At 64.2% G+C, this 14016-nt stretch carries 11 protein-coding genes; 1 reads left to right on the forward strand and 10 read right to left on the reverse strand.

Annotation, left to right across the window (positions count from 1 at the left end; all coding sequences use genetic code 11):
- Positions 1 to 130: 130 nt before the first annotated feature.
- Complete coding sequence (locus ACTYOL_RS10015) at positions 131 to 1927, forward strand: glycoside hydrolase family 15 protein (protein WP_444757850.1); 1797 nt, start codon at positions 131 to 133, stop codon at positions 1925 to 1927.
- 78 nt (positions 1928 to 2005) lie between these two features.
- On the opposite strand, the gene nuoN is transcribed toward ACTYOL_RS10015, so the two are convergent.
- The 10 genes from nuoN to nuoE form a co-directional block, all read right to left on the reverse strand.
- Complete coding sequence (gene nuoN / locus ACTYOL_RS10020; RefSeq protein WP_054892697.1) at positions 2006 to 3475, reverse strand: NADH-quinone oxidoreductase subunit NuoN; 1470 nt, start codon at positions 3473 to 3475, stop codon at positions 2006 to 2008.
- A 7-nt stretch (positions 3476 to 3482) separates the two neighbouring features.
- The gene (nuoM, locus tag ACTYOL_RS10025) at positions 3483 to 5015 is read right to left on the reverse strand and encodes an NADH-quinone oxidoreductase subunit M (RefSeq protein WP_054892698.1); all 1533 of its coding nucleotides are present in this window, start codon (positions 5013 to 5015) and stop codon (positions 3483 to 3485) included.
- 58 nt (positions 5016 to 5073) lie between these two features.
- Complete coding sequence (nuoL, locus tag ACTYOL_RS10030; RefSeq protein WP_054892699.1) at positions 5074 to 6927, reverse strand: NADH-quinone oxidoreductase subunit L; 1854 nt, start codon at positions 6925 to 6927, stop codon at positions 5074 to 5076.
- Positions 6924 to 7232: an NADH-quinone oxidoreductase subunit NuoK gene (gene nuoK, locus ACTYOL_RS10035; protein WP_023631349.1), complete on the reverse strand. Its 309-nt coding sequence runs from the start codon at positions 7230 to 7232 to the stop codon at positions 6924 to 6926. Before nuoK ends, nuoL begins: the two co-directional genes overlap by 4 nt.
- 3 nt (positions 7233 to 7235) lie before the next feature.
- Entirely contained in the window at positions 7236 to 7736 is a 501-nt protein-coding gene (gene nuoJ, locus ACTYOL_RS10040; protein ID WP_054892700.1) for an NADH-quinone oxidoreductase subunit J, read from the reverse strand.
- Between the two features lie 10 nt (positions 7737 to 7746).
- Entirely contained in the window at positions 7747 to 8295 is a 549-nt protein-coding gene (nuoI, locus tag ACTYOL_RS10045) for an NADH-quinone oxidoreductase subunit NuoI (protein WP_011534620.1), read from the reverse strand.
- Between the two features lie 11 nt (positions 8296 to 8306).
- Positions 8307 to 9314, reverse strand: coding sequence for an NADH-quinone oxidoreductase subunit NuoH (gene nuoH / locus ACTYOL_RS10050; protein WP_016488222.1), 1008 nt, complete (start codon positions 9312 to 9314; stop codon positions 8307 to 8309).
- Positions 9311 to 12025, reverse strand: a complete 2715-nt coding sequence (gene nuoG / locus ACTYOL_RS10055) for an NADH-quinone oxidoreductase subunit NuoG (RefSeq protein WP_200603745.1) — start codon at positions 12023 to 12025, stop codon at positions 9311 to 9313. Before nuoG ends, nuoH begins: the two co-directional genes overlap by 4 nt.
- Before the next feature lie 132 nt (positions 12026 to 12157).
- A complete protein-coding gene (gene nuoF, locus ACTYOL_RS10060) occupies positions 12158 to 13522 on the reverse strand; it encodes an NADH-quinone oxidoreductase subunit NuoF (RefSeq protein ID WP_054892702.1) in 1365 nt (454 codons plus the stop codon).
- Entirely contained in the window at positions 13519 to 14016 is a 498-nt protein-coding gene (gene nuoE / locus ACTYOL_RS10065; RefSeq protein ID WP_012313767.1) for an NADH-quinone oxidoreductase subunit NuoE, read from the reverse strand. Before nuoE ends, nuoF begins: the two co-directional genes overlap by 4 nt.

Raw genomic sequence — 14016 nt, forward strand, 5'->3', positions numbered from 1 at the left:
GGGAGAACAGTAGCAGGCCAGGGGGGCGACGTCGTTGATGTACTGCAGGATTCGGGCGAGGGGCGCAAAGCGTGCTCGGTTGTGGTCACAAACAACAGAGCGAACCCAAGCCTCAATCCAAGGAGCTCCAATGCCCGCGCACATCGAAGACTATGCCCTGCTTGGCAACTGCCGTAGCGCAGCCCTGGTCAGCCGCGATGGTTCGATCGACTGGCTGTGCCTGCCCCGTTTCGACGCCCCGGCGGTGTTCGCCGCCTTGCTCGGCAATGAAGAAAATGGTCGCTGGCGCCTGGCGCCCAGTGACCCGGTGGAGCAGTGCAGCCGGCAGTACCTGGGCGATACCCTGGTACTGGAAACCACCTGGACCACTGCCAGCGGCCGTGCCCGGGTACTCGACTGCATGCCCCTGGGTGAAGACAACGCCGTGCTACGCATCGTCGAAGGTCTTTCGGGGCAGACCCGATTCGAGCTCGATCTGGTGCTGCGCTTCGACTATGGCCGCAGTGTTCCCTGGGTGGAGCGGCTCGATCCACTGACCCTCAGTGCCGTTGCCGGCCCCGACCGGCTGATCCTGCGTAGCACGGTCGGGTTGCATGCAATGGACCATCACAGCGTCTGCCGCTTTCATGTGGGCGCGGGCGAGCGGCAGGTGTTCGCCTTGCGTCATCAACCCTCGCACCTGCCCGACACGCCGGATTTCGACGCCGATCAGGCGCTCGCACGCACCTTGGAGCTCTGGCAGGACTTCGCTGCCCGCTGCCCTGACATGGGGCCGCACAGCGCTCTGGTGCGTCGCTCGCTGTTGACCCTCAAGGCGCTGACCTATGCGCCCACCGGCGGGATCGTCGCTGCGGCCACCACCTCGCTGCCCGAGCGCATTGGTGGCGAGCGTAACTGGGACTATCGCTATTGCTGGTTACGGGACGCCACCATGACCCTGCTGGCGTTCATGAACCTGGGGTACTTCGATGAAGCGCAGGCCTGGCGCGAATGGCTGCTGCGTTCGGTGGCCGGTAACCCGGAGCAGATGCAGATCATGTATGGCCTGGCAGGCGAGCGCGACCTGGCCGAATTCACCTTGCCCTGGCTGGCCGGCTATGAACGCTCAAGCCCGGTGCGCATCGGCAACGCAGCCTCCGGGCAGCGCCAGCTGGATATCTATGGTGAGGTGGCCGATGCCATGGCCCAGGCGATCAAGGGCGGGCTGCCCCGCCACCCTCGCAGTGCCGCAATCGCCCGGTTGATCATGCCGTATGTGGAGCGCATCTGGCGCGAGCCCGACGAAGGAATCTGGGAGGTGCGTGGCGGACGCCAACAGTTCGTGCATTCGAAGGTGATGGCCTGGGTTGCGTTCGACCGTGCGGCGAGTCTGGCTGAAACCACCGAGGAGGATCGCGAACGGGGCACGCATTATCGTCAGGTAGCCGAGCAGATTCACCGAGAGGTGTGCGAGCAGGGGCTGGACGCTGGTGGGCAGTACTTCGTGCAGGCCTATGGTTCGAACGAGCTCGATGCCAGCCTGCTGCAGATTGCCCTGACCGGTTTTCTGCCAGCGGAAGATCCGCGCTTCTTGCGGACGCTGGAACAGATCGAGCATCGTCTGCTGAAGAATGGTTTGTTGCTGCGCTACGACAGCGACAGTTGCAGCGACGGCCTTGCGCCTGGGGAGGGGACCTTCCTGGTGTGTTCGTTCTGGTTGGCTGACGTGTATGTGCTGCTGGGGCGTCAGGCCCAGGCGCAGGCCTTGTATGACCGCCTGACCGGGTTGTGCAACGACGTGGGCCTGCTGGCCGAGCAGTACGATCCGCTCGGGCAGCGAATGCTGGGGAATTTTCCCCAGGCGTTCAGTCACATCGGCATTATCAATACCGCATTGAATCTGCACCGAGCTGAATGCCCGGCGCGTGACCGTGCTCGCTGTGGTTGAAGGCGGTGGCCGGTTTTGCCGGACCCTGAAACAAGACACCCCGCCGAGGCGGGGTGTCTTGATACAACGCAGAACGGATCAGCCCACCAGGTGCAGGCCAGCCTGCTGAACCAGTTCCAGCAACGGCTGCGGGTATACACCCAGCACGAAGGCCAGGATCGCAACGGCCAGCAGCATGACGCCGCCGGTACGCTGTTCCCACTTCAGCGGCGCATCGTGACGACGCAGGTTCGGCTCTACCAGGTACAGGGTCACCATGACCCGCAGGTAGTAGTACACGCCGATGGCGCTGCCGATCACCAGAGCACCGACCAGCCACCACAGGTGCGATTCGACGCCGGTGGCGATGATGTAGAACTTGCCGATGAAGCCTGCAGTCAGCGGGATACCGGCCAGCGACAGCATCATCACGGTCAGTACCGCGGTCAGGTACGGACGACGCCAGAACAGGCCGCGGTATTCGTAGAGCGCGTCGGCGTCACGGCCGGCGTACGGCGAGGACATCAGGGTGATCACGCCAAAGGCGCCCAGGCTGGTGATCACGTAGGTGACCAGGTACACGCCCATGGCCTCCAGTGCCAGGCCCTTGCTCGCCACCAGGGCGATGACCAGGTAACCGAAGTGGGCGATGGACGAGTAACCCAGCAGACGCTTGAGGTTGCTCTGGGTCAGCGCCAGCAGGTTACCGACCAGGATCGAGGCGACGGCGATCACTGCCAGTACGGTGCTCAGCACGCCACTGCTGGCGGCAGGGGAGAGCATGAACAGGCGTACGACCACGGCGAATACCGCAACCTTGCTGGCGGTGGCCAGGAAGGCGGCGACCGGTGCCGGAGCACCTTCGTACACGTCCGGCGTCCACAGGTGGAAAGGCACGAGCGACAGCTTGAAGGCCAGGCCTACCAGCATCATGCCCAGGCCCAGCTGGGCCAGCAGGCTTGGCATGCTGGTGGCGGCCAGGGCCTTGCCCAGCTGGTCGAAGGTCAGGGCGCCGGCATCGGCGTAGAGCAGGGCCATGCCGAACAGCAGGAAGGCCGAACCTGCAGCCGAGAGCACCATGTACTTGATGCCGGCTTCCAGCGAGCGCTTGTTGAAGAACGCATAGGCTACCAGGCCATAGACCGGCACCGACAGCAGCTCCAGGCCGATGAACAGGCCTGCCAGGTGGTTGGCGCTGACCAGCACCAGGCCCCCCAGCGCTGACATCAGCAGCAGCAGGTAGAGTTCTTCACGGTTGCCCGGGAAGCCCTTGGAGCCCTCGCCCAGGTAGGCGTGGGCGAGGGTAACGCATGCCAGAGTGGCCACCAGGATGATCGCCATGTACAGGCAGGCGAACTTGTCGATGGTCACCAGCGAGGTGACCGCCAGCGGTGCGACTTTCAGTGCCGGCAGGATCGACAGCAGGGCCAGGTTCAGGCCCACGGTGGACAGCAGGAAGGTCTGCGAGTGGTTGCGCTTCCAGGCGATCGCCAGCATCACCACCACCGTGGTGATGGTGGTGATCAGCATCGGCGCCAATGCGATGAAGTGTTGAGTGGTGAATTCCATAGCGCTCTTACCGGGCCGAAGCGAGTTGAGTGAAAGCGGAACCGAGCCACTGCTGCACACCGCTCATGGTGGCGGCAGAGGTGTCGAGGAACGGCTGCGGGTAGACGCCCAGCACGATCAGCAGCACCGCCAGGCCCAGCACCATGATCAGCTCGCGTCCGTCCATGCCGGCCAGCACGGTGTCGGCTTTGGCCGGACCGAAGTAGGCGCGGTGGATCATGATCAGCGAGTAGACCGAGCCGAACACGAGGCCGGTGGTGGCGATCACGGTGATCCATGGCACGTGGGCGAAGCTGCCGATCAGGATCAGGAACTCGCCGACGAAGTTGCCGGTGCCCGGAAGGCCCAGCGACGCGGCGGCGAAGAACAGGCTGATGGCTGGTAGATACGCGATGCGGTGCCACAGGCCGCCCATCTGGCGCATGTCACGGGTGTGCAGACGCTCGTACAGCTGGCCGGACAGGATGAACAGCGCCGCAGCCGACAGGCCGTGGGCCAGCATCTGGATCACCGCACCCTGCAGGGCCTGCTGGCTGCCGGAATAGATACCGATCAGCACGAAGCCCATGTGCGAGACGCTGGAGAAGGCGATCAGGCGCTTGATGTCGGTTTGGGCGAAGGCCAGGAAGGCGCCGTAGAAAATACCGATCAGGCCCAGTGTCATGGCGATCGGCGCGAACTCGGCCGAGGCGTTCGGGAACAGCGGCAGGGCGAAGCGCAGCAGGCCGTAGGCGGCAGTCTTCAGCAGGATGCCGGCGAGGTCGACGGAGCCTGCAGTCGGCGCCTGGGCGTGGGCGTCAGGCAGCCAGGAGTGGAACGGAACCACTGGCAGCTTGACCGCGAAGGCGATGAAGAAGCCCAGCATCAGCAGGTATTCGACACCTGGCGGCAGCTGTGCCTTGAGCAGGTCGCTGTAGTTGAAGGTGATCACCCCGGTGGCGTTGTAGTTGACCAGCACCAGGCCAAGGATCGCCACCAGCATGATCAGGCCGCTGGCCTGGGTGAAGATGAAGAACTTGGTCGCCGCGTAGATCCGCGTCTTCTTGCCATCTGCCGAGCTGTGACCCCAGAGCGCGATGAGGAAGTACATCGGCACCAGCATCATTTCCCAGAAGAAGAAGAACAGGAACAGGTCCAGCGCCAGGAACACACCGACCACGCCGCCGAGGATCCACATCAGGTTGAGGTGGAAGAAGCCGACGTGGCGCTGGATCTCTTTCCACGAGCACAGCACCGACAGCACACCGAGCAGGCCGGTGAGCAGGATCATCAGCAGCGACAGGCCGTCCAGGGCCAGGTGGATGCTGATGCCGAAGCGCTGGATCCACTGGACTTTGTATTCCACAGCCCAGGCAGGTTCGGCGCCCGGGGCGGGGGCGAGGGTGTAGTCACCGGTGCCCCACAGCCACAGGCCGATACCGAGCAGCAGGGACATGGTCAGCAGCGCGATCCAGCGCGGCAGGGTGGCGCCGAAGCGCTCACCCAGCCAGCACAGGAAGCCGCCGATGAAGGGGATCAGGATCAGCCAAGGCAGAATCATGACGGGTTCGTTTCCTTTCGCAGAGTCGCAAGGTTCGCGAGGTTCGCAATATTCATGGTCATACCGCGGCCACTACCACGGCGCCGAGCACGAGCACGGCACCTACGGCGATAGAGGCGGTGTACCAGCGCAGCTGACCGGTCTCGGTCTTGCTCATGGCGACGTGGCCGCCGCGAGCCATGCGAGGAATCAGGCCGATACCGCGGTCAACCGGGTCCTTGCGCAGGATGTGGCTGATCAGCAGGTAAGGTTTGACGAACAGCTTGTCGTAGATCCAGTCGAAGCCCCAGGCGGCGAACCACCAGGCGGACAGGACGCGACCGATGCTGCTGTTGGCGATCGCGGTGACCAGGCGACGTTTGCCCAGGAACAGCACCGCAGCCAGCAGGATACCGGCGATGGCGATGGCGCCCGAGGCGATCTCCAGCGAGTGCTTGGCTTCGCCACCGGCGTGACCGGCGCTCTCAGGCAGCACGCCTGCCAGCGGCGGGTGGATCCAGGCGCCGACGAAGGTCGACAGCACGATCAGCACGCCCAGCGGCAGCCAGTGGCTGATGCCGTGGCCAGCGTGGGCTTCGGTCTTCGCTTCGCCGTGGAAGGCGATGAAGATCAGGCGGAAGGTGTACAGCGAGGTCATGAACGCGCCGACCAGGCCTGCGTACAGCAGGTTGGTGTTGCCGCTGGCGAAGGCTTCCCAGAGGATCTCGTCCTTGGAATAGAAGCCCACGGTCAGGATCGGCAGGGCGGCCAGCGCAGCACCACCGACCACGAAGCTGGCGTAAGCCAGTGGCAGCTTCTTCCACAGGCCGCCCATCTTGAAGATGTTCTGCTCGTGGTGGCAGGCAACGATCACCGCACCGGAGGCAAGGAACAGCAGGGCCTTGAAGAAGGCGTGGGTCATCAGGTGGAAGATCGCCGCATCCCATGCGCCAACGCCCAGGGCGAGGAACATGTAGCCGATCTGGCTCATGGTGGAGTAGGCGAGGATACGCTTGATGTCGGTCTGCACCAGCGCGGCGAAGCCGGCCAGTACCAGGGTGATGCCACCCACTACGCCAACCAGGTGCAGGATGTCCGGCGCCAGGGTGAACAGGCCGTGGGTACGGGCGATCAGGTAGACGCCTGCGGTGACCATGGTCGCGGCGTGGATCAGTGCCGAAACCGGGGTCGGGCCAGCCATCGCGTCGGCCAGCCAGGTCTGCAGCGGGAGCTGGGCCGACTTACCGACCGCACCACCGAGCAGCATCAGGGTGGCCAGGACCATCCAGGTGTCGCCCGCCTGGAATTTCTGCGGTGCCAGCACCAGCAGTTCCTGGACGTTCAGCGTACCCAGTTGGGCGAACAGGATGAACAGGCCGATGGCCATGAACACGTCGCCGATGCGGGTGACGATGAAGGCCTTCAGTGCCGCGTTACCGTTGTTGCGGTTGCTGTAGTAGAAACCGATCAACAGGTAGGAGCACAGGCCCACACCTTCCCAGCCGAAGTAGATGAACAGCAGGTTATCGCCCAGGATCAGGAACAGCATGCTGGCGATGAACAGGTTGGTGTACGAGAAGAAGCGCGAGTAACCGGCTTCGCCACGCATGTACCAGGAGGCGAACAGGTGGATCAGGAAGCCCACGCCGGTGACCACGCCGAGCATGGTGACCGACAGGCCGTCCAGGTACAGGGTGAAGTTCGGCGCGAAGCCGTCCACCGACATCCACTGCCACAGCAGCTGGCTGTACGCACCGCCTTCAGGCGGCGCGACGTTGAACTGCCAGATCACGTAGGCGGCGGTCGCGGCCGAGAGGCCGACCGAACCGACGCCGATCAGGGCGGACAGGTTCTCCGAGAACCGCCCGCGCGAGAACGACAGCAGCAGGAAGCCGATCAGGGGAAAGACGAAAGTCAGGAAGAGAAGGTTCATCCGCGCATCTCACTGGCAGCATCGATGTCGAGAGTGTGGAAGCGGCGATACAGCTGCAGCAGGATTGCCAGGCCAATGCTGGCCTCGGCGGCTGCCAGGCTGATCACCAGAATGAACATCACCTGACCGTCGGGCTGGACCCAACGGGCACCGGCGACGATGAACGCCAGGGCTGCGGCGTTCATCATGACTTCCAGGCTCATGAGCACGAAGAGGATGTTGCGGCGGACCATCAGGCCGACCAGACCTAAGCAGAACAGGATGCCGGCAACCGCCAGACCATGCTCGAGAGGGATAGCACCCATGATTTACTCCTTCGCCTCGTTGCGGCCCAGGTGGAAGGCGGTGACGGCCGCGGCCAGCAGCAGCATCGAGGCCAGTTCGACCACCAGCAGGTAGGGGCCGAACAGGCTGATGCCGACGGCCTTGGCGTCAACCGTGGTACCGCTGATGGCAGCGCCGCTCGGATTGGCGAACAGCACGTACAGCAGCTCCAGCAGCAGCAGGGCGGCGAGGATCACCGGCCCTGCCCAGATGCCCGGCTTGAGCCAGCCACGCTCCTGGGCGACCGAAGCCGGCCCCAGGTTGAGCATCATCACCACGAAGACGAACAGCACCATGATGGCGCCAGCGTAGGCGATCACTTCCAGGGCGCCGGCGAACGGCGCACCCAGGGAGAAGAAGATCATCGCCACGGAGATCAGCGAAATGATCAGGTAGAGCAGGGCGTGCACGGGGTTTGTGCCGGTCACCACCCGAAGGGTGGAGACCACGGCGATCCCGGATGCGAAGTAGAAAGCGAATTCCATCTTTCTGTCCTTATGGGAGCAAGCTCTTCACGTTGATCGGCTCGGCTTCGTTCTGCGCAGAGCCTTTCGGCTTGCCAGCGATGGCCATACCCGCAACACGGTAGAAGTTGTAGTCAGGGTTCTTGCCGGGGCCGGAGATCAGCAGATCTTCTTTCTCGTACACCAGGTCCTGACGCTTGAACTCGGCCATTTCGAAATCCGGGGTCAACTGGATCGCGGTGGTCGGGCACGCCTCTTCACACAGGCCGCAGAAGATGCAACGCGAGAAGTTGATGCGGAAGAATTCGGGATACCAACGGCCATCCTCGGTCTCGGCTTTCTGCAACGAGATGCAGCCGACCGGGCAGGCCACCGCGCAAAGGTTGCACGCTACGCAGCGCTCCTCGCCGTCGGGATCGCGGGTGAGGACGATGCGGCCACGATAGCGTGGCGGCAGGTACACGGGCTCTTCGGGGTATTGCAGGGTGTCGCGCTTGCGGAACCCGTGGGAGAACACCATCACCAGGCTGCGCAGCTGAGTGCCGGTGCCCTTAACGATGTCGCCGATATATTTGAACATGGGTCAAATCCTCACTGGGCCGCGACGGCTGGCGTGTTGTAGAGCACGATCGCAGCGGTCACCAGCAAATTGATCAGGGTCAGCGGCAGGCAGAACTTCCAGCTGAAGTCCATCACCTGGTCATAGCGCGGGCGCGGGATCGAGGCGCGCAGCAGGATGAACAGCATGATGAAGAACGCGGTCTTCAACGCGAACCACAGGAACGGCAGTTGCGGCAGGATGCCGAACGGGCCGTGCCAGCCGCCGAAGAACAGGGTGACCAGCAGCGCCGAGATGAGGATGATGCCGATGTACTCACCGACGAAGAACATGCCCCATTTCATGCCGGCATACTCGATGTGGTAGCCGTCGGCCAGTTCCTGTTCCGCTTCTGGCTGGTCGAACGGGTGACGGTGAGTCACGGCGACGCCAGCGATGAAGAAGGTGCAGAAGCCGAAGAACTGCGGAATGATGAACCACAGGTTCTGGGCCTGGTATTCAACGATGTCGCGCATGTTGAACGAGCCCACTTGTACCACCACGCCCATCAGCGCCAGGCCCAGGAACACTTCGTACGACACGGTCTGCGCCGAGGCCCGCAAGCTGCCCAGCAGGGCGTACTTGTTGTTCGACGACCAGCCGGCGAACAGCACCGCGTAGACCGACAGGCCGGCCATGGCGAAGAAGAACAGCAGGCCGATGTTCAGGTCGGCAACGCCCCAGCCCGGTGTGATCGGGATGATCGAGAAGCCGATCAACAGGGCGCTCATGGCCACGACCGGCGCCAGGGTGAAGATCATCTTGTCGACGAAGGGCGGGTTCCAGTCTTCCTTGAAGAACATCTTCAGCATGTCGGCGGCGATCTGGAACATGCCGAACGGGCCGACACGGTTCGGACCGTAGCGGTCCTGCCACCAGCCCAGCAGGCGGCGCTCGACGAAGCTGAGCAGGGCGCCGCAGACCACCACGGCGAGCAGCACCACGATAGCCTTGACGACCTGGATGATCACATCGATCACTTCGGGGGTGAACCAGCTCATTGTGCTGCCTCCTGCAGGCCTTCGACGGATGCACCGAAGATGGCGGGCGGAATGCCGGCCAGGCCTTTGGGCAACGCCACCAGGCCAGCGCCCAGTTCTTCATTGATGCGCAGCGGAAGGCGCAGCGAAACGCCCGCGACGTTCAGGCTCAGCAGTGCGCCGTCGTTGACGCCCAGGCGGTCGGCTTCGGACTTGGCAAGGCCCACGTAGGCCGCCGGGATGCGTTCCTGTACCGGTGCAGCACGCGAAGAGTTCTCCTCGCTGCCGAACAGGTGGAAGAACGGCACGGCAGTCCAGGTCCCGCGCGCCGGGTTGAAGGCAGCCGGGATGGTGTTGAACCAGTTCAGACGATCGCCTTGCGATTCGATCAAGCGCACGCCAGGGTCACCGGCACGCAGGTGGCCACCGACTTCATCCTGGAACTTGTTCCAGGCTTGCGGCGAGTTCCAGCCCGGCGACCAGGCGAATGGCACTTGCTGGCGCGGTTCGGCCGAGCCCGAGTAGCCTTCCATCGAGAAGGCGAACGCGGTGTCCTTGTCCTGCGGTGTGCGCGGCTCGTGAACGCTGATGTTGGCGCGCATGGCGGTACGGCCCGAGTAGCGCAGCGGCTCACGGGCAAGCTTCATGCCCTTGATGCGGAACGCGGCGCTTGGCGCTGCGTTGACGATGCCGGCCAGTTGCGGTGCGGCGTTGGCGCAGGCGCTGGTGACGTGGTCCAGTTGGGTCCAGTCGACCGGCTTGTTCAGCAGGGTGGCACGCAGGGCGTGCATCCAGCGCCAGCCTTCGTGGATCTGGATGCTGCTGTCCAGGTACTGCGGGTCGAACACCTGGAAGAAGCGCTGGGCGCGGCCTTCCTGGCTGACCAGGGTGCCGTCGCCTTCGGCGAAGGACGCTGCGGGCAGGACCAGGTCGGCGCGGTCGCTGGTGGCGGTCTTGGAGTGGTCGGCGACGATCACCACTTTTGCAGCGGCGAGCGCAGCATCGACCTTGGCGGCCGGCACGCGGGTGTACAGGTCGTTCTCCAGCACGACGATGGCGTCGGCCTTGCCGGTGATGACGGCGTCCAGTGCAGCATCGACCGAATCGCCACCCATCATGGCCATGCCGAGGCTGTTTGCCTCAGGCACGACCAGGCTCAGCGAACCGTTCTTCTCGCGCAGCTTGAGCGCTTTGGCGATGTTGGCTGCGGCTTCGATCAGTGCGGCATCAGCCAGCGAAGTACCGGCAACTACCAGTGGGCGCTTGGCGGCGACCAGGGCGTCGGCGATGCGCTGGGCCAGCGCCTTCGCTTCGGCGTCCAGGCCTTCGACGGCGGGTGCGCTCGGGTCGATGGCGTGGGCCACGGCGAAGCCCAGGCGGGCGAGGTCGGCAGGGGCTGCGTGTACGCATTCCTCGGCGACGTCATCGAGCTTGGTCTCGGCCAGCGAAGCAATGAACAGCGGGTACAGCGCGTGCTGGCCGATGTTCTTCACCGCGGCGTCGAGCCATGGCTGGACCTTCATGCCTTCGGCCATGGCCTCGGCCTTGCCCTTGGTGGCCTGGCGAACAGCCAGGGCGACGCGGGCGGCGGTTTGCGTGAGGTCTTCGCCGAGTACGAACACGGCATCGTGATCTTCGATGTCGCGCAGGGTCGGCACCGGCAGCGGGCTGTTGTTCAGCACCTCCAGCACCAGGCGCACGCGGCTCAGCTCACCGGCTTCCATACCCGAGTAGAAGTAGTCGGCGCCGACCAGCTCGCGCAGGCCGTAGTTGCTCTCGAGGCTGGCGCGCGGCGAGCCGATGCCGACGATGGTACGACCGCGCAGCAGGTCAGCGGCCTTGTCCAGCGCGGCGTCGAGGCCCAGCTTGCTGCCATCGGCCAGCAGCGGCTGGCGTGGACGGTCGCTGCGGTTGACGTAGCCGTAGCCGAAGCGGCCACGGTCGCACAGGAAGTACTGGTTCACCGAGCCGTTGAAGCGGTTCTCGATACGGCGCAGTTCGCCGTAGCGCTCACCAGGGCTGATGTTGCAGCCGCTGGAGCAGCCGTGGCAGATGCTCGGGGCGAACTGCATGTCCCACTTGCGGTTATAGCGCTCGGAGTGGGTCTTGTCGGTGAACACGCCGGTCGGGCAGACCTCGGTCAGGTTGCCAGAGAACTCGCTCTCCAGCACGCCGTCTTCAACGCGACCGAAGTACACGTTGTCGTGGGCGCCATAGACACCCAGGTCGGTACCGCCTGCGTAGTCCTTGTAGTAGCGCACGCAGCGGTAGCAGGCGATGCAGCGGTTCATCTCGTGGGCGATGAACGGGCCGAGGTCCTGGTTCTGGTGGGTACGCTTGGTGAAACGGTAGCGGCGCTCATTGTGCCCGGTCATTACCGTCATGTCCTGCAGGTGGCAGTGACCGCCTTCCTCGCACACCGGGCAGTCGTGCGGGTGGTTGGTCATCAGCCACTCGACGACGCTGGCACGGAACGCCTTCGACTCGTCATCGTCGATGGAGATCCAGGTGCCGTCGGAGGCAGGGGTCATGCAGGACATGACGATACGACCACGGGTGTCGTTCTCGTCGGTGTACTGCTTGACCGCACATTGCCGGCAGGCGCCGACGCTACCGAGCGCCGGGTGCCAGCAGAAATAAGGGATGTCGAGGCCGAGCGACAGACAGGCCTGTAACAGGTTGTCTGCACCGTTGACTTCGAGCGCTTTGCCGTCTACGTGGATAGTGGCCATGGTTCAAAGTTCTTCGTTGGCCCGCGTGAGCAGGCGTGGCTAATGGAAATCGGTGAGCTTGCGGCCGGCCGCGAATCGTTCGGGCCGGCCTGCAAGCTGGCGGGTGGCACGGACCACCCGCGATTCATCTTGTTATGCGCCGACCACAATCGGCTTGGCCAGGTTCGGGCGCAGGGTGTCGGCAGCGCTAGCGGGCGCGACACCGGCCTCGAACTCGGACCGGAAGTATTTGATGGCACTGCCCAGCGGCTCCACGGCACCCGGTGCGTGAGCACAGAAGGTGCGGCCTGGGCCGAGGAAGTTGACCAGACCCAGCAGGGTCTCGATGTCTTCGGCGCGGCCTTGGCCTTTCTCCAGGGCGCGCAACATCTTCACGCTCCATGGCAGGCCGTCACGGCATGGTGTGCACCAGCCGCACGACTCGCGGGCGAAGAACTCTTCCATGTTGCGCAGCAGCGAGACCATGTTGATGCTGTCGTCGACCGCCATGGCCAGGCCCGTACCCATGCGGGTGCCGACCTTGGCGATGCCACCGGCGTACATCTGTGCATCCAGGTGTTCTGGCAGCAGGAAGCCGGTACCGGCACCGCCTGGCTGCCAGCACTTGAGCTTGAAGCCGTCGCGCATGCCACCGGCGTAGTCTTCGAACAGCTCGCGGGCGGTCACGCCGAATGGCAGTTCCCACAGACCCGGGTTCTTCACCTTGCCGGAGAAGCCCATCAGTTTTGTGCCATGGTCTTCGCTGCCTTCACGGGCCAGCGACTTGTACCAGTCGTTGCCGTTGGCGACGATGGCCGGGACGTTGCACAGGGTTTCGACGTTGTTCACGCAGGTCGGCTTGCCCCACACGCCGACAGCGGCAGGGAAGGGCGGCTTGGAGCGTGGGTTGGCGCGGCGGCCTTCGAGCGAGTTGATCAGTGCCGTTTCTTCACCGCAGATGTAGCGGCCGGCACCGGTGTGCACGAACAGCTCGAAGTCAAAACCGGAGCCCAGGATGTTCTTGCCCAGCAGGCCTGCGGCCTTGGCTTCATCGATGGCGCGGTTGAGGTTCTTCGCTGCCGTGGTGTACTCGCCGCGCAGGAAAATGTAGCCACGGTACGCCTTCAGCGCGCGGGCGCTGATCAGCATGCCCTCGACCAGCAGATGGGGCTGTTGCTCCATCAGCATGCGGTCTTTCCAGGTGTTGGGCTCCATTTCATCCGCGTTGCATAGCAGGTAGCGGATGTTCATGGATTCGTCTTTGGGCATCAGGCCCCACTTCACGCCAGTGGGGAAGCCTGCGCCGCCGCGACCCTTGAGGCCGGAGTCCTTGACGCTTTGCACGATGTCGTCGGCGGACATGTCGGCCAGGGCCTTGCGGGCCGCAGCGTAGCCGTTCTTGGACTCGTACTCGGCCAGCCAGACCGGCTCGCCGTCATCACGCAGGCGCCAGGTCAGCGGGTGGGTTTCAGCCGAGCGCGCGATGCGGTTGGCCGGGCCGAAGGAAGTGATGGTCATACGTAACCCTCCAGCAGTTTGGAGACGCCTGCAGGCTGCACGTCGCCAAAGGTGTCATCGTCGATCATCAGCGCGGGGGCCTTGTCGCAGTTGCCCAGGCAGCACACCGGCAGCAGGGTGAAGCGGCCATCGGCGGTGGTCTGGCCCAGGCCGATGCCCAGTTCGCTCTGGATCTGGCTGACGACCGATTCATGGCCGCCGATGTAGCAGACCATGCTGTCGCACACGCGAATGATGTGGCGACCGACCGGCTGGCGGAAGATCTGGCTGTAGAAGGTGGCCACGCCCTCGACGTCGCTGGCAGGGATGCCCAGCACTTCGCCGATCGCGTAGATGGCGCCGTCCGGCACCCAGCCGCGTTCCTTCTGCACGATTTTCAAGGCTTCGATGGACGCCGCGCGCGGGTCCTCGTAGTGGTGCATCTCGTGCTCGATGGCCGAGCGCTCGGTTTCGCTCAGGGCGAAACGGTCGGTTTGGATAAGCGTGCTGTTCAT

It is taken from the genome of Pseudomonas sp. A014, from assembly GCF_052378495.1.
GTDB classification, from domain to species: Bacteria; Pseudomonadota; Gammaproteobacteria; order Pseudomonadales; family Pseudomonadaceae; genus Aquipseudomonas; species Aquipseudomonas machongensis.